Here is a 15,964-nt window from a genome sequence, read left to right as displayed (position 1 = left end):
CAAACCATGATATCTCGGAGGAGACACAAGAAAATCTAGGTCTTGAATGGTTCGGCAATTTCTTCCCTTAAACGGTCTGCGAGCCTTCGAGGCGTCCGCCCGGCACCTGAGCTTCACCCGCGCGGCCATTGAACTCTGCGTGACGCAGGCGGCTGTGAGCCAACAGGTGAAAGGGCTGGAAAAGCGGCTCGGTGTGGCCCTTTTCCAGCGGCTTCCGCGCGGCTTGAAGATCACCGCCGAAGGTGAGGCCCTGTTGCCAACGGTGACCAGTTCCTTCGACCAGATGGCGACGACGCTCGACCGGATCGAGGCCGGACAGGTGCGCGAATTGCTGTTTCTTGGCGTCGTGGGCACCTTCGCCGTCGGCTGGCTGCTGCCACGGCTGGCGGCATTTCAAAAGCGGCATCCGTTTATCGATGTCAGGGTTTCCACCAACAACAACCGGGTGGACATGGCGGCGGAGGGGTTGGATTTCGCCATTCGTTTCGGCCAGGGCTCCTGGCATGGCACCGATGCCTTCCGGCTGTTCGAGGCGCCGCTTTCGCCGCTCTGCACGCCGAAACTGGCGGAAATGCTGAAAGAGCCCGCCGACCTGATGGATGCAACATTGCTGCGCAGCTATCGCGCCGATGAGTGGAGCACATGGTTTGCCGCGGCGGGCGTTTCACCGGCGGCGCAGGTGAATGCCGGTATCGTCTTCGACACGTCGCTCGGCATGATGGAAGCGGCGCTTCAGGGGCTGGGCGTGGCGCTCGCGCCGCCATCGATGTTTTCGCGGCATCTGGCGTCGGGCGCGGTCATGCAGCCCTTTCCCGTCACCATCTCGCTTGGAAGCTACTGGCTGACCCGCCTGCAATCGAAACCGCAGACATCAGCCATGCAGGCCTTTTCCGACTGGCTGTTCGAGACCATCGGGACGGCGTGACCGCCACTATCACAGCAAGGCGAGCAGAACGCCGCCGACTGCGCAGAGCAGGACCACGGCCCATGGCGGCGTTTTCCACACCGTCAGCAGGATGAAGCCGGTTAGCGCAAGGGTAAAATCCTTCGGCGTGAAGATCGCGCTCGTCCACACCGGATCATAAAGGGCGGCACCGAGAATGCCGACGACGGCGGCGTTTGCCCCGCGCATGGCGGCCTGCACCGTCAGGTGTTTGCGGAAACCTTCCCATAAGGGAAGAGCGCCGACGAGCAGCAGCATGCCCGGCAGGAAGATCGCGACAAGAGCGATCGCCGCACCCACAATGCCGTTAGGCTGCGGGCCCACCACCGCACCGATATAGGCGGCGAAGGTGAAGAGCGGGCCGGGCACCGCCTGCGTCGCGCCATAACCGGCAATAAAAGCGTCTTTCGTGACCCAGCCGGTCGCGACGACTTCCGATTGCAGCAGCGGCAGCACCACATGACCGCCGCCGAAAACGAGCGCGCCGGCGCGATAAAAAGCGTCAAACAGGGAGATGCCCTGTGACGACGCCTCTGCCGAAAGCAACGGCAGAAAGCCGAGAAGCAGGGCGAAGGTGGCAAGTGCACCATATCCGACGCTTTTCGACACCCGGAAGCTCAGGTGAGTGGCCTGTCCCACGGCACCGGAGCGACAGAAGACAAGCCCGGCGAATGCGCCAAGGCCAAGCGCCAGAACCTGCCCGAAGGCGCCCGCGACGAACACCACGCAGACGATGCCGGCAAGCGCAATGCTGGCACGCTGACGATCCGGAGCAAGGCTTTTCGCCATGCCCCACACGGCCTGCGCCACCACGGCGACGGCGACGATCTTCAATCCGTGCAACAGACCGGTGCCGACCGGCCCTTCGATCGAAGCGGCGACCATGGCGAAAAGAACGAGGAGAATGGCCGATGGCAAAGTGAATGCCGCCCAAGCCGCCAGTGCACCGAGCGGCCCTGCCCTGAGCAGCCCCAGCGCAAACCCCACCTGGCTGGAGGCCGGGCCGGGCAGAAACTGGCAGAGCGCCACGAGATCGGCATAACCAGCCTCGTCGATCCATTTGCGCCGCACGACCAGTTCGTCGCGGAAATAACCGAGATGGGCGATGGGGCCGCCGAAGGAGGTGACCCCGAGCTTCAGGAAGGCTGCGAAAACCTCGCTTGGCGTGCCCTGCGGCGCTCTTTTACCTTCACGTTCCTGCGATGCCACGTCTCTCTCCATACCGTGCCGCGGCGACTCGTCGGCACTGGGTGGATATCAGACACTATTGCAACAGGAACATGAAGGGCCCGTCCCCAAGACGACCAGGTCTCAGGCGATCAGGCCCTTCAGGGGACGGATGAGATCAGATCCGGGAAACACAAGCTTGTCCAGGGTTCCGGCGCTTGCGCCAAGATGATCGATGGCGAGCCCTTTGATGACGGCGCGTAGATCGGTGGTCGCGGCAAGGTCGCGGCCGTCACGCAGTTGCGCTTCCTTCAGGCCCGGCCAATCGGCGATAACACGGCCGCCGCGGATGCTGCCACCGGCCAGAAAGGCGGTGGTGGCGGTGCCGTGATCTGTCCCTTCTGTGCCGTTGATGCGTGCGGTGCGGCCAAATTCCGTCGCCACGAGGATCACCGTATCCTTCCAGACCGGCCCCAGCTCCTGTTCGAAAGCCGCAAGGGCATTATCGAGACCGGACAAGAGCTTGGCGAGGCGATCGACCTCCTGCGCATGGGTATCCCAGCCCTCGAAGGCGAGCGCTGCCACACGGGGGCCTTCCGGATGGGCAATCAGCCGTGCCGCGCCACGCGCCATCTGCTCCATTCCCTGCGGATCACCGGGGCCACCGCGCGCCTTGATGTCGACACCCGATGCGATCCTGCCGGTCTCCACACCTTCCGCCAACAGGGCGGCGAGCATCGGGTCCGTCTGGCCATAGAGATCGGCAAGCCGGGGGGCGAGATCGCCATCGGCGGGTCTGAGCACCGAAGGCGCCCATCCGAGGATCGGTGCCTTGCCACGAATGACGAGTGGTGCGCTGGCCCCGATGGCAAGCCCGCTTACCCGGTCGCCGGCGGCGGGATTGATCGTTTCTCCCGCCGGCATCTGCTCCAGCAGCCGGTTGAGCCAGCCGCTTTCGACATGGCCGGGTGTCGCAAAACCGGATTCGAGCACATCCTGTCCGTCAAAGTGGGACCGGTCACGATAACCGGTGGCGCTGGCATGCACCACGGCCGCCTCACCCTTGCGGTAGAGCCGCTGGAAATTGCGCAGCGAAGGATGCAGCGCGAAATATCCATCCAGCGCCAATGCCGGGTTTTCGCCTTCCGTTCGCAGCGTCAATTGCTGCCTTAGCGCTTCGTAATCGGGATCGCCGACCGGTGGAGCGGCAGTCAGCCCGTCAAGCGCGCCACGCAGGATGATCGTCACGAAACGCGGATCGCGCCCTGAGGCCGCATGGGCAAAACGCGGCATGAAAGCCCAGGCAAAAAGAGCGCCGGTTGCACCGAGAACGGCGCGGCGGGTGGGGGAGAAATCTTCGCACAGCATGGTTAGCGCCTCTGGAATTCGGGGGAAAGGAAAGCGATGGTCAGGCCCTGCGGCTTTGTTTCCGCACGCTGGACAGCCTGTGCGGTCTCGCGCGTGAGAAGCGGGCCAAACCGATCGGCCACGAAATCTCGGGGGTCGATGCCGCCTGCGACCTGATGGGCAAAAAGGCTCGCGGCATCGATCCGCGTCGCAAGCCCCTCGGAGGAACCCCAACTGTCCGTCACGTCGGAAAACCCGTTGGGACCGGATGGGTCCCAGAAGGGTTGCCCAAGCGCCTTCAGCACCGAAACAATCTGTTCGGGTTTCGGCTTGACGTCGCTGCTGCGCAGCATGGCGGTGACGAAATCGAGCGGCGGCCTCAGCTTCTTCAGAGCGGGATCCCAGGCCTCCTCGGCATCCAGCACGGCGAGATAGGTGGCGGCGAGGTCACCGTGGGATTTGGTGTAGGCAGCGGCGATCTTTGCCACCAGCGCCACAGGCGGCTGGTCGCTGACGAAGTGCCGCGCCAGCTTGAAGGCAAGGTGACGGGCGGTGGATGGGTGATGGGCGAGATCGCGCAGCGCCCGCCTACCCTGCTCCACGCCTGCATCGGCATAGGTGATGCCCATCACCGCATGATCACCCGGCTCGTGGCTGTTGGCATTGAAACTGAAGCGCCCGACCGGCCCCGGCTTGTTCTCGTCGCGGTAAACGGTCCAACCGGTGATGATGCGGGCAAGCTCCGTCACGTCAGACTGATTGTAACCGCCATCAACTCCCAGCGTGTGAAGTTCCATGATCTCGCGGGCCAGATTTTCGTTCAGGCCGCGCTTGCCGTTTTTGTTGGCCGGTGAGTTGGGACCGATCGACTGCTGGTTGTCGAGAAAAAACAGCATGGCCGGATGGGTTTCCACGGCAAGCAGCATGTCCTCGAAATTGCCGAATATATGCGGGCGGATCGCCTCACGCTCGAAGGCGCCGGCGAGCATGTGCACATCGCCCCCCTTACCGACGGCGACGGAGAAGTGGTTTGCCCAGAACATCGCTAGACGTTCGCCAAAGCCGATCAGAGGCTGGCGGATGGTGCCATTGAACCGCGCATCGACCTCTGCCAGCAATATCTGCTGTGGCAGATAGGGTCTCTTATTGGCCGCTTCGGCCGGTTTGTCTTTCTGTATGGTTGGCGCGACTGCCATACCGCCCATGCCCGTCTTGTTATCCGGGCCCGCCATCGCCTTGTCCACGGAAACGGCCGTCACCGCCGGCTTCTCACGTTCGGCTTTCACCTGCTTGTTGAAGGCGATGAGCGAGACCATGAGATCGGCGCTCGAGTGCAATTGGGGGCCAACAGGGATTGGGACGGCGTGCTCGGTTACTTCTGACCGCAAGAGATCGCGTGGATCATCCGCAATTGCCTGCAGGTCTCCCTGCCGGGCTCCCAGGCCGAAGCGCCAGAGGCACAGCGCAGCATCCACTTGCCTGGAATTGGGCGTCGTATTTGACATGGCCGATACGAACTCCGTTTCGTTATCGGCCCTTTAACGGCGTGGATATCGCAAATCCGTCGCCGCCGAATTGTGATCATTTCGTGGCAGGCTTTGGCGCCTCGCGGGAGAGCAGACCTTCCGCGAGGCGTCGTCTTGCATCGAGCGACAGCGTGCGGGCGAATTCCACGGCCTGTAGCTCGACTGCGGCACGGACCGCATATTCCGCCATGCGGGCGCGCTCCAGCGCGTCGGATAACGCTTTTGTATCCAGATCGTTGGCGCCCATCAGCGAAGCAGCCTCGATGCGGGCCTGCCGCGCCTCGGCCGAGGTCTCGCGCATGGGTTTGCGTGCATCGCCGAGCGCCTGGCGAAAGGCCTCCCGCTCCGCCTTTGGCAGTTGCTCGCCGGCCAGCGGCATCCTTGAAGTGGAAGCTGCGGTATCGTTGCGCAGATAGACGAAACCGGCACCGGCAAGGGCGCAGACGAGGAATGTATTGACGACGAGTAGCACAACGACAATCCAGCGGAAATTCTGATCGGTCATTTCGCGTCCTCAGCCAACTCGTTTTCACTTTGCAAATTTCCGAATGCCGTCAGATTGTCGCCGAACGAGAAGGACGGCGGCGGGGTGAGATTGATGACGGCGACAGCACCGGTCAGGGCACCCGCAAGGCTGATGCCGACCATGCCGGCACCAAGCCCGAAACGGACGAACCGCCGGTGGCGTGACAGCCGGGATGTGCCTTCCGCGAGAATTCGTCCCTGAAGGGCGGCGGAGGGTGCGGCCTTGGGCCGGAAAGCAGCCAGGGCGCGGTCCAGCTGCGCCGCGTCGCTGAGCAGACGCTGGCCCTCGGCTGTTTTAGAATAAAGCTCGGCTTTCGCGCGACGATCCTCGGGCCAGCGTTTTGGATCGGCGCCATATGCCGAAACGAGGGCGGAAAATGCCTGCCCATCCATGCCGTCTTCCATCGACCCGCTCATGTCTCATCCTCGTTCAAGATTTTCTGCAACGCTCTGCGCCCACGCGACAGAAGACTTTCCAGTGCGTCGACGCTGACATGCATGATGTCGGCGGCCTCCCGGTTCGACATTTCCTGATAATAGACCAGAATGATCGCCTCCCTTTGCCGCTCGGGAAGAAGGGACAGCGCTCGCCCCACGGCCTCGCCTTCGTCCATATCAACTCCAGCAGTCTCCGACGACATACGCGCATCGACGAGGTCGGACGGCTGGGCGACGGATACTTCACGGCGCTTCCTCAGCCGGTCATAACACAGGTTCAGCGCCACGCGGTGTATCCACGTATCAAACCGCGCAGCGCCCTGCCGCCATGTTCCCGCGTGTTTCCATATCCGCAGAAAGGTTTCCTGCGCAACATCCTCCGCCTCGACCGGATCACCCAGCATGCGGCTTGCCAGCGCCATGATCCTCGGCAACTTTGCCTCGACCAGTGCCCGCATCGCCCTGATATCTCCGGCCGCGACATCTGCCACGAGCTTTGCATCGGGGTCGCTCACCATGCTTCGGTCGAATCTCCGTTGCGGTCCTGCAAAGCCGGACAAGGAATGTCGATAAATGACGCTTTACACGCGATTTTCGACTTTAACGGGGAAAGGCGCGAAAATCCGTCGCGGAGTTTTGAAATTTTTTCAGCAACGATGAAGGCGGATTCACACCGTCATGCGGTCCGGCTGGAATGCCTCCAGCAGGCCGTGATAGGGCTTGGCGACCGGCGTGGCATAAGCGCCGCTTTTGGCGGTGGAAAGCCCCATGGAAACAAGCGATTCCGCCTGTTTGACGGCGGCTGCGACACCATCGATGACAGGCACGCCAAATTCGGCGCGCAGCTCGGCGGTCAGGTCTGCCATGCCGGCGCAGCCGAGAACGATCGCCTCCGCCCGATCCTCCGCAAGCGCCAGCGCAATCTCCTGCCGCAGCCTCTCCCGCGCATTCGAAGCGGGGTCCTCAAGCGACAGGACCGGAATATCGGCGGCGCGCACATTGCAGCGGGCGGACATGCCGTAACGATAAACGAGATGTTCGAGCGGCAACCGTGAACGCTCCATCGTCGTGACGACGGTGAATTTCTGCGCGATGAAGGCGGTGGCGGAGACCGCCGCCTCGCAGAGGCCGATGACGGGTATATCGCAAAGCGCCCGCGCCGCATCGAGCCCGGTATCGTCGAAACAGGCGATGACGGCCGCGTCAACGCCGAGCGCCGGAGCCTTCGCAAGTTCCAGCAGCAGGCCGGGCACGGCAAAAACCTCGTCATAATAACCTTCGATGGAGACGGGCCCCATGGAGGATGTCACGCCGAGAATTTCCGTATCCCGGCCGACCACCCGCATGGCGGCGTCAGCGATCGTTGCGGTCATGGATTGCGTGGTATTGGGATTGACGACGAGGATGCGCATTGGACGTTTCTTTATCCGCGTGAATGGCGGCGGTTGAGGGTGACGATCAGGCCAAGCGTGGCCGCAATCACCAGAAGGGAAAACAGCGTCGTGACGGCACCCAGCGCATAAAGCACCGGCGTCGTGACATTGGTGGTCATGCCGTAGATTTCCAACGGCAGCGTGTTGTAGGTGCCCGCTGTCATCAGCGTGCGGGCGAACTCGTCATAAGAAAGCGTGAAGCCGAAAAGGCCGACGCCGATCAGGCTGGGCGCGATCATCGGCAGCACCACATGGGCGAAGGTCTGCCAGGAGGACGCGCCGAGATCGCGGGCCGCCTCCTCATAGGAAGGCGAGAAGCGGTTGAAGACCGCGAGCATGATGAGCACGCCGAAGGGAAGCGTCCAGGTGAGATGCGCGCCGAAAGCTGATGTATACCATGAAGGTTCCAGCCCAAGCTGCTGGAAAAGAACACCAATCCCAAGCGATATGATGATCGACGGCACCACCAGACTGGCGACAGACAGGTAAAAGAGCGGCGTCGCACCGATGAATTTGCGGCGGAAGGCAAGGCCTGCCAGCAGCGAGACGAGGACGGTGACGGCCATGACCATCAGCCCAAGCCCGAAGGAGCGGCGGAACGAGCCGCCGAAATCGCCGACCGCCTGCTGCTCGAACAGATTGCCGAACCAGTGCAGCGAAACGCCGTTCAGCGGAAAGGTCAATCCGCCATTTGGCCCCTGAAAGGCAAGGATCAGGATGGCCGATAGCGGGCCATACAAAAACAGCACGAAGAGAACGAAAAAGAACGCGAGAATGTAGAATTCGCGGCCGCGTTTTTCCTGATGCATGGATCAAAGCTCCTTGCGGATATCGACGATGCGCAGGATGCCCGCGACCATCAGAAGAACGAGGATGAGCAGGATGACGGCGTTGGCGGCCGCCGCCGGATATTGCAGAAGCGACATCTGGTTCTTCATCATCAGCGCCACCGAGGCGCTCTGGCCGCCGGACATGACCTGAACGGTGGAGAAATCGGCCATGACCAGCGTCACGACGAAGATGCTGCCGATGGCCATGCCGGGCTTGGCGAGCGGAATGATGACATTGCAGAGTGTCTGCCACCCCGTTGCACCGGCGTCACGCGCCGCCTCGATCAGCGATTTGTCGATGCGCATCAGCGTGTTGAAGATCGGCGTGACCATGAACAGCGTATAAAGATGCACCATGGCCAGCACCACGGCGAAATCGGAATAAAGCAGCCACTCGACCGGTTCTGGAATGATGCCGGTGCCGACCAGCGCGCTGTTGACCAGACCGTTTCGCCCGAGAACAGGAATCCACGAAATCATGCGGATGATATTCGATGTCAGGAACGGCACGGTGCAGACGAGGAACAGCGCCATCTGCATGGTGGTGGTGCGAATGTGGAAGGCGAGGAAATAGGCAACCCAGAAACCGCAGAACAGCGTGATCGCCCAGACGATGGCGGCGTATTTCAGCGTGTTGAGATAGGTCTGCCAGGTAACCCAGGAGCCGAGCGTCTCTAGATAATTGAAGGTGACAAAATCGGGATACATCTGGGCGAAGTCGTAATCCCAGAAGCTGACGACGGCGATCATGAGGATCGGCAGGGCCAGGAAAAAGCCGAGGATCAGGAAAAGCGGCAGGGCCTGAACATAGGATACGAGCTTTTGCGGCAGCGCGAAGCTGCGCACCGGTCTGTCCTTCTTCTCGCTGACGCCGATGAGTCTGACCGTCACCATGGTGGAGCCTTTCGCTGGATTTGCAGAAGTACCGGCAGCTTTCGCGCCGGGTAGTGTGTCAGGCAAAGCTCTCTTCAAACGCGACGTCATCCTCGGGCTTGTCCCGAGGATCCAACCACGTTTGATGTGGTGGGTCGTTAGATCCTCGGGTCAAGCCCACTGCTGTCCGGTTTAAATTTCCATTCCGAGAAGTGTCATCTGTCTTGGATCGGCGGTTTTAGCTGGTGGCGGCCTTGTGAGGCTGTCGGTTCTTCGGCGATGCATAAGATTGGCGCGCACCAGGCGTGCGAATGCCAGTGGGCTTTGGACGAGTTTCTGGTCTGCCTGCGCCATGCGCAACAATAGATAGGCGATGAGCGCCACGGCGATCTGGATGCGCACGGCGTTCTCGCTGTTGCCAAGGAAATGCCGGATCCTCAGCGTCTGCTTGACCCAGCGAAAGAACAGTTCGATCGCCCAGCGCCGTTTGTAGAGATCGGCGATCTCCTGTGCGGGCGCGTCGAGATCGTTGGTCAGCAGTCGCAGCACCTTGCCCGTCTGCGTCCTGACTGTGATCTCCCGCACGGGGTCGCCAAACCGATTGCGGCGGCTTGCCGCCATGCGGGCGGGCAGAAGCCCGATGCGATCGAAGAGGACGATGCCATCGCCGCTGACAGCTTGCTGGCTTGTTACGGTCAGCTTCGTATGGGACTTGAACCGCGTGACGATGCGGCAGCCGGCCTTGTCGAGCGCCGCCCACCAGCCGAAATCATAATAGCCAAGATCGAACACATAGGTCGCACCCGCCGCGATCGGCATGGCCTTGGCGGCTGTGATGTCGTTGACATTGGCGGGCGTGACCGCCGCATAGATCGGTCGCTCGGCATCGGCGTCGTAGACGACATGAACCTTGGCGCCGCAGGCCTGATGGGAAAACCGTGCCCAGTCGCACCCGGCCCCGCTCAGCCGAACGCCGGTCGCGTCGATGAGATAGGTGGCCTCCGACACCGACCGGCGCAACCCGCGGCCCGCGCGGGCGACCATCTCGCGAAACAGACCGGCAAAGACCTCGCTTGAGCGCCGTGCATTGGCATCGCACAGCGTCGAGCGCGACACCGGCCTTCCACCGACGTGATAAAGCCGCGCGGCATGGCTTTCGAGGCCGCCGACGATCTCGCGCAGACTGACGGCTCCGGACAACTGGCCGTAAAGCAGGGCGATGAACTGGCTCTTCGTTGACAGCCGGCGCACATGCTTGTCGGCGCCATGCTCATCCACAAGCCTGTCGAACCTGCTCCAAGCCACCCGCTTCAACAGATCGTGGAATACGCTATTGTAGTGCCGCACGGTGTTTTTCCTGTTCGTGTCCGAGATCGTCGCCAAACGTTCGAATACGAGTAGAATCAACACCGTGCGCCATGTCTACAAATTTAAACCGGACAGCAGTGGGTCAAGCCCGAGGATGACGGAGAGTTTAGAGGCTCTGTTGCTGTCAAGATCGGCGACCTTTGCCGCCGATCCTGTTCGTGCACGTTATCAAGCGGCGATGAATTCGTTCCAGCGGCGGACCATGTAGCGGTCTTCGTCCATGACGGAGTTCCAGCAGGCGACCTTGCCCATGCGCTCCTCGAAAGAGCCGCCATCGCGCACGGCACCGGCCTTCTCCATGACCTTGCCATCGGGCGCGATGATATCGCCCTGCGCGGGCTTGCCTTCCACCCAGTAACCCCACTCGTCGGCGGACATGTGTTCCTTGGCCGTTTCCATGGCGGCGGAATAATAACCCTGACGGTTGAGATAGGCACCGACCCAGCCGGACGTGTACCAGTTGATATATTCATAGGCCGCGTCGAGCTTCGCACCGGAGAGGTGCTTGGCGAGACCAAGACCGCCGCCCCATGAGCGATAACCTTCCTTCAGCGGCTGGTATTTGCAGGCGATGCCCTTGGAGCGGACCGCTGCGACGGCCGGCGACCACATGGACTGGATGATCACTTCGCCCGATGCCATGAGGTTGACGCTTTCATCGAAGCTTTTCCAGAACGCACGGAACTGGCCGTCCTTCTTCGCCTTGATGAGGAAGTCGATGGTCTTGTCGATCTCCGCCTTGGTCATGTTGCCCTTGTCGGCATATTTGATGTTGCCCATGGCTTCCATGATCATCGCCGCATCCATGATGCCGATGGAGGGAATGTTGAGGATCGAGGCCTTGCCCTTGAACTTGGGGTCCATGATATCGGCCCAGCTGGTGATATCGCGACCGACGAGATCGGGACGGATGCCGAGCGTATCGGCGTTGTAGATGGTCGGGACCATGGTGAAATAATCGGTCTCGCCCTTGGCGAACTTTTTATCACCGGGCTTTTCGACGAAACCGACCGTGTGCGGCGCGGTGCCCTGCGCCACGACGCTGTCCGGCGTCAGCTTGCCGTTTTTGAACAGCGGCACGATCTTGTCGTAATATTTGAGCTTCTTGATTTCCATCGGCTGGATGACGCCGGCGGGATAGACCTTCTTCAGGATCCAGTATTCGATATCGGCGATGTCGTAGGAATTCGGCTGGGTTACGGCGCGCTGGGCGGCTGCATCCGAATCCGTCGCGGTCATCTCGAGCGTGATGCCGAGATCGGCCTTGCACTTTTCGGCGATGGCGTTGAGGTTCGACACACCGGTGCCGAACTGGCGGATGGTGATGGGGTTCTGCGCCCAGATGGTGGGGAAGCCGGTGATGAGGCCGGAGCCGATCGCCGCACCTGTCGCGGCCGCGCCTGCCTTCAGAAGGCCGCGGCGGGACAGGCCCTTCTTGTTGTTGATGGTATCGGTCATTTCAAAGTTCTCCTCTGGTTATTATTGGGGTCACTTCTCTACCCGGCCGAGCACGATGGCATCGGCCGCATTCCATGAAAGCGGTATGGCGTCACCGGTCCTGACCGGGTTTTCGAAGAAGGCGGCATCGCTGAGGATGACGTTGAAATCCTCTATGCCCGCGCCCGTCACGGCGATCTTCACGCTCGCACCGCGATATTCGACATTCGAGACGATGCCGGTGAAACCGAGGCCCGGCTGCTCCGCCTCGCCGACGCGCACGCGGTCGGTGCGCACGGCAATATCGACCGCACCGTCATCCGGGGCCGTGCCGCTGGAGATAAATGTGCCGCCGCCCGCCACTTCAAGCGTCACGAGATCACCCGATTTTTCGCGATAGCGGCCGGAGATGACGTTATGATCCCCCATGAAACGGGCAACGAAAGCGGTGGCCGGGCGCTCGAACACCTCACGCGGTGTGGCTGCCTGCTCGATGCGGCCGTCATTCATGACAACGACGATATCGGCAAGCGCCATCGCCTCTTCCTGGCTGTGCGTGACGTGCACGAAGGTGATGCCGAGCGAGGTCTGCAACTTCTTCAGCTCGGCGCGCATGCGGATCTTGAGAAAGGGATCGAGCGCCGAAAGCGGCTCATCCAGCAACAGCGCCTCGGGATCGGTAATCAGCGCCCGCGCCAGTGCGACGCGCTGCTGCTGCCCGCCCGAAAGCTGGGCCGGACGGCGGCTGGCATAGGGTTCGAGCTGCATCAGCTGCAACATCTCAAGCGCCTTTGCCCGGCGAGTTTCCTTGTCCGCACCCTTCATCTTGAGGCTGAAGGCGACATTGTCGACGAGATCGAGATGCGGAAACAGGGCGTAGGACTGGAACATCATCGCCGTGCCGCGCCGCGCCGGCGGCAGATCGGTAACCACCACATTGCCGAGCCTGATATCGCCGCTGGAAATGCTCTCGTGGCCGGCAATCATTCTGAGCGTTGAGGTCTTGCCGCAGCCCGAGGGGCCAAGCAGGCAGCAATAGCTTCCCGCCGGTATCTTGAGACTGATCGCATGCACGGCCGTGGTGGTGCCGTAAATCTTGGATACGGACGCGATGTCGATTGCTGCGGCTTTGCTCATGAACACTCTCCTGCGACATCTTTGTCATGCAGGAGGCGTGCCAACTGGCTTAGCCATTGATATAAAACGGAGTTTTTAAAGAGGCCGCGTCGCTATTCAACCGGCTGCTTAAATTTGCAGCGATTGTTTTCGATCGATTGGCAAAATTGTATTCAATCTAGCGCCGGATTGTAGATATTCTCCGCGGGCAAACACCTGTCGCGGCAGCGACCGGAAACCGCCTCCCTATCCCGCCCTGAAGCGGTCGAAGGCCGTGAGATGTTTGACGGTTGGATCGGCATCCCAGCGGTAGATTTCGGTGCGCAGGAAATGCAGTTCCTCTTCCAGCTTCTCTTCCGGCAGTTCCACCCACCAGGATTTCGGCCGGCCATCGGAACCATCGGACCAGCGATACCCACGCTTCTTCAGATGATCCTTCATGTCGAAAGGGCTGTTTTCCGCGTAAATCCGCACCCGTGAACGCCCGCTTGCTTCATAAAGCTCGGCAAAAGGCGTGGTCTTCTGGCCGGGGCGGGTTTGTTCCAGCACCTCCAGGAGGGCGAAACAATCATCCACCGCGCGATGGCCGTCATGGAAATAGCCTGATTGCCCGATCAGATAACCGAGCTTGTTGCCTTCGAAACCACGCACCTGCCAGTCAATTTCCGAAACGGAACAGGCCCAGGCTTTGTTACGGAAGATCGGCGAGAAGGCCTCGCAGAATGGACGATCAAAGCCGGCATTATGGGCGATGATCAGATCGGCATGGGCAATGAGAGAGGTCAGCCGCGCCATGTCGATCGACTGTCCGGCCACCATCTCGTCGGTAATCCCCGTCAGGCGAGTGATGTCTTCGGGAATGGCAATACCCGGCTGCCGCAATCCGCCATAGATGCCGGTGACATCGCCGATCGCACCCTGGTCATCGAAGGTGAAGGTGATAACGCCGACTTCGATGATCTCATCGGTACGATGATCAAGGCCCGTCGTTTCCGTATCGAGGATCACGCCCTGACGCGGAAATTCCGGCCTTGGCCGATCGACGACAGGACGCGGCTGCAGCCTGCGCAGAACACGATAATTGCCGGTTGCTTCAAGATGCGCGGCAACTGCTTCGTTATCCATGCCGGTCTTTGGCGTCACTTCGCGACCAACCGACTTTCGTCCCCTTTCAGCCTGAGGAAGCCGCGCGGCCGCGGGGGCAAAAAAATCCAACTGGGAGGTCATTATGCGCGTGTCCGCCGTGCCCGGAAATCAAGATTCAGTACTCCAACATATGCGCAGAGGCTCACAGTAACAACAGCGCTCACCATCATCCACAGGAACGGGATATTTCCCGCACGCGCGAACGGACGAAGGCCACCGAAAATATGCTGGCCATCAAGATGGAGCTTTGAGACATCCGCTAACCGGGGCGGTTGCGACGAACCGCCTCAGGAAGCCGGACGACTGAGAAGGTCTTCGCAATTGGCGGGATTGCCGATGATCTCGCTCGTTTTGATGGTGGAGGCGGCATCGGCAGTGATCTTGATGATACAGTCGCGGCGATGTTCCTTGATCTTCATGCCCTCGGTTTCCGAAATCTGTGCCTGCCCGTCCACGGTCCTGACTTCCCGCCGGTTGCTAAGCCCGGCATAGGTCTCCACATCGACCTTCAGCCAGTAGGATTCGGTTTCGCCGTTTTCGATGATTACCTTGTTCGGGCGGCCAAGCCGGGCAATTGCGGCCTCACGCGGTCGCCCCACGAAACCCGCAACCGTGCGGGAAATCTCCGTCTCCCCGGTGCTGGTGCACGCCGCAACGATGACCATAACGGCCGCCAGACATCCGGTTTCAAACCACTTCATTTCCAGAACATTCCCCACACCTGCAGCCGACCCCTGTTGGCCACCATTGGCGGTAAATCTATGAACGATCATGCCGCCCGGAAAGATGAGACGGCCGCAAAGCCGATCAACTTGTTATGATCGATGCGCCTGCAGAGAGAGTAATATCGGTCCGGCACTCGCCGCTGCTAACGGTTGCTGAACACTGTGCAGGGAACTCCTGCCCGCCTGATCTCGCCACACAGCGTGTTGGCCTCGGTGCGGGTCTCGCGGCCGATGCGGGCGGCATAACGCGGCCGCGAACCGAAATTTCCGCCCCGCTGCCGCACGATCAGGGCTCGTTCGGCATTCAGCGGTTCCGAAAGCCGCAATATCGCGCGGGTGAAAAGCCGGTTAGCTACACCGGGATTATAATGCGCGGCAAGCTGCACGCCCCAGGGCGCCCAGTCGGCAGAGGCAATAAGGACGGGATCGTTCATGGTGCGGGTATCGGCCAGACGCACGCAGGCATCAAGAAAGGAGCGACTGTCATCCAGCGCTGGCGCCGCCTTTTCCGGCGGATTGTCCTTCCAGTTTTCCACGGGATATCCGGTGATCGCAAATACATAGTCGCGGGTCTCCGTCGGCAGGCGGCCGGTGGCGATGAAACTCCGCAGGCCCGCCTCCCCCGCATTATAGGCTGCGGCGGCGAGGCCGAAATTGCCGAACTGCACATTCAGTTCCGACAGGTAACGCGATGAGGCCTCAAGGGCGGCGATAATGTTGAAACTGTCCTCAAGACCACGCAGCCGCGCCGTGCCGGGCATGAACTGGGCAATGCCCTCCGCCCCTTTCGGGCTAACGGCACTGGCCCGGAACAGGCTTTCCCGCCAGATCAACCGGGCGAAATAGTCAGGCGGAACGGCGTGTCGGGCGGCGAGAACCTCGATGGCGCGGCAAAGATCATTATTGTAACTGCCGGCATTGATGCACAGTTCCGGCGCGATATCATGGGTATAGGCGCAGGCAGTCTTTTTCTGGACGGGCTCTTCGGCTTCCGCCGCGCCGAAGGTTACCGCCAGCAAACAGAAGGCAAGAGCCAAACGGCCTGTCGATATCTCCGCCAAACGAGCGTCCCCGAAAATTCCAAACGCGA

Annotated in this window: 16 protein-coding genes; 1 reads left to right on the top strand and 15 read right to left on the bottom strand. The window is 61.1% G+C overall.

Annotated features, from left to right (window positions below):
- The first annotated feature begins 46 nt into the window (after positions 1 to 46).
- The gene (locus CFBP5499_RS24740; protein WP_006311937.1) at positions 47 to 925 is read left to right on the top strand and encodes a LysR substrate-binding domain-containing protein; all 879 of its coding nucleotides are present in this window, start codon (positions 47 to 49) and stop codon (positions 923 to 925) included.
- A 9-nt stretch (positions 926 to 934) separates the two neighbouring features.
- Here CFBP5499_RS24740 and chrA read toward each other — a convergent pair whose 3' ends face one another.
- The 15 genes from chrA to CFBP5499_RS24665 all read right to left on the bottom strand — a co-directional run bounded on the left by chrA (position 935) and on the right by CFBP5499_RS24665 (position 15,911).
- Complete coding sequence (chrA, locus tag CFBP5499_RS24735; RefSeq protein WP_175416886.1) at positions 935 to 2,164, bottom strand: chromate efflux transporter; 1,230 nt, start codon at positions 2,162 to 2,164, stop codon at positions 935 to 937.
- A 90-nt stretch (positions 2,165 to 2,254) separates the two neighbouring features.
- Positions 2,255 to 3,478 carry a DUF1501 domain-containing protein gene (locus tag CFBP5499_RS24730; protein WP_080827693.1) on the bottom strand — a complete coding sequence of 408 codons (1,224 nt, stop codon included), beginning with the start codon at positions 3,476 to 3,478 and terminating at the stop codon, positions 2,255 to 2,257.
- A 2-nt stretch (positions 3,479 to 3,480) separates the two neighbouring features.
- Positions 3,481 to 4,962: a DUF1800 domain-containing protein gene (locus CFBP5499_RS24725; protein ID WP_080827694.1), complete on the bottom strand. Its 1,482-nt coding sequence runs from the start codon at positions 4,960 to 4,962 to the stop codon at positions 3,481 to 3,483.
- A gap of 76 nt (positions 4,963 to 5,038) precedes the next feature.
- The gene (locus CFBP5499_RS24720) at positions 5,039 to 5,488 is read right to left on the bottom strand and encodes a periplasmic heavy metal sensor (protein ID WP_080827695.1); all 450 of its coding nucleotides are present in this window, start codon (positions 5,486 to 5,488) and stop codon (positions 5,039 to 5,041) included.
- A complete protein-coding gene (locus tag CFBP5499_RS24715) occupies positions 5,485 to 5,925 on the bottom strand; it encodes a hypothetical protein (RefSeq protein WP_080827696.1) in 441 nt (146 codons plus the stop codon). Before CFBP5499_RS24715 ends, CFBP5499_RS24720 begins: the two co-directional genes overlap by 4 nt.
- Complete coding sequence (locus CFBP5499_RS24710) at positions 5,922 to 6,464, bottom strand: RNA polymerase sigma factor (RefSeq protein WP_080827697.1); 543 nt, start codon at positions 6,462 to 6,464, stop codon at positions 5,922 to 5,924. Before CFBP5499_RS24710 ends, CFBP5499_RS24715 begins: the two co-directional genes overlap by 4 nt.
- A gap of 150 nt (positions 6,465 to 6,614) precedes the next feature.
- On the bottom strand, positions 6,615 to 7,358 hold the full coding sequence (locus tag CFBP5499_RS24705; RefSeq protein ID WP_080827698.1) for an aspartate/glutamate racemase family protein: 744 nt from the start codon (positions 7,356 to 7,358) through the stop codon (positions 6,615 to 6,617).
- Between the two features lie 11 nt (positions 7,359 to 7,369).
- Positions 7,370 to 8,188: an ABC transporter permease gene (locus CFBP5499_RS24700; RefSeq protein ID WP_080827699.1), complete on the bottom strand. Its 819-nt coding sequence runs from the start codon at positions 8,186 to 8,188 to the stop codon at positions 7,370 to 7,372.
- A 3-nt stretch (positions 8,189 to 8,191) separates the two neighbouring features.
- Entirely contained in the window at positions 8,192 to 9,103 is a 912-nt protein-coding gene (locus CFBP5499_RS24695) for an ABC transporter permease (RefSeq protein ID WP_080827700.1), read from the bottom strand.
- 171 nt (positions 9,104 to 9,274) lie between these two features.
- Positions 9,275 to 10,429, bottom strand: coding sequence for an IS4 family transposase (locus CFBP5499_RS24690; protein WP_137066283.1), 1,155 nt, complete (start codon positions 10,427 to 10,429; stop codon positions 9,275 to 9,277).
- Between the two features lie 189 nt (positions 10,430 to 10,618).
- Positions 10,619 to 11,908, bottom strand: coding sequence for an ABC transporter substrate-binding protein (locus tag CFBP5499_RS24685; protein ID WP_080827701.1), 1,290 nt, complete (start codon positions 11,906 to 11,908; stop codon positions 10,619 to 10,621).
- Between the two features lie 30 nt (positions 11,909 to 11,938).
- Positions 11,939 to 13,024, bottom strand: coding sequence for an ABC transporter ATP-binding protein (locus tag CFBP5499_RS24680; protein ID WP_080827702.1), 1,086 nt, complete (start codon positions 13,022 to 13,024; stop codon positions 11,939 to 11,941).
- A 225-nt stretch (positions 13,025 to 13,249) separates the two neighbouring features.
- Complete coding sequence (locus CFBP5499_RS24675) at positions 13,250 to 14,230, bottom strand: 3'-5' exonuclease (RefSeq protein WP_080827703.1); 981 nt, start codon at positions 14,228 to 14,230, stop codon at positions 13,250 to 13,252.
- 206 nt (positions 14,231 to 14,436) lie between these two features.
- Complete coding sequence (locus tag CFBP5499_RS24670; RefSeq protein ID WP_175416885.1) at positions 14,437 to 14,850, bottom strand: hypothetical protein; 414 nt, start codon at positions 14,848 to 14,850, stop codon at positions 14,437 to 14,439.
- A gap of 167 nt (positions 14,851 to 15,017) precedes the next feature.
- Complete coding sequence (locus tag CFBP5499_RS24665) at positions 15,018 to 15,911, bottom strand: lytic transglycosylase domain-containing protein (protein WP_080827705.1); 894 nt, start codon at positions 15,909 to 15,911, stop codon at positions 15,018 to 15,020.
- Between the last annotated feature and the right edge of the window lie 53 nt (positions 15,912 to 15,964).

Source organism: Agrobacterium tumefaciens, assembly GCF_005221325.1.
GTDB lineage: Bacteria > Pseudomonadota > Alphaproteobacteria > Rhizobiales > Rhizobiaceae > Agrobacterium.
Note: the sequence above shows the minus strand (reverse complement) of the source record. Positions and strands in the feature narration are given on the sequence as shown.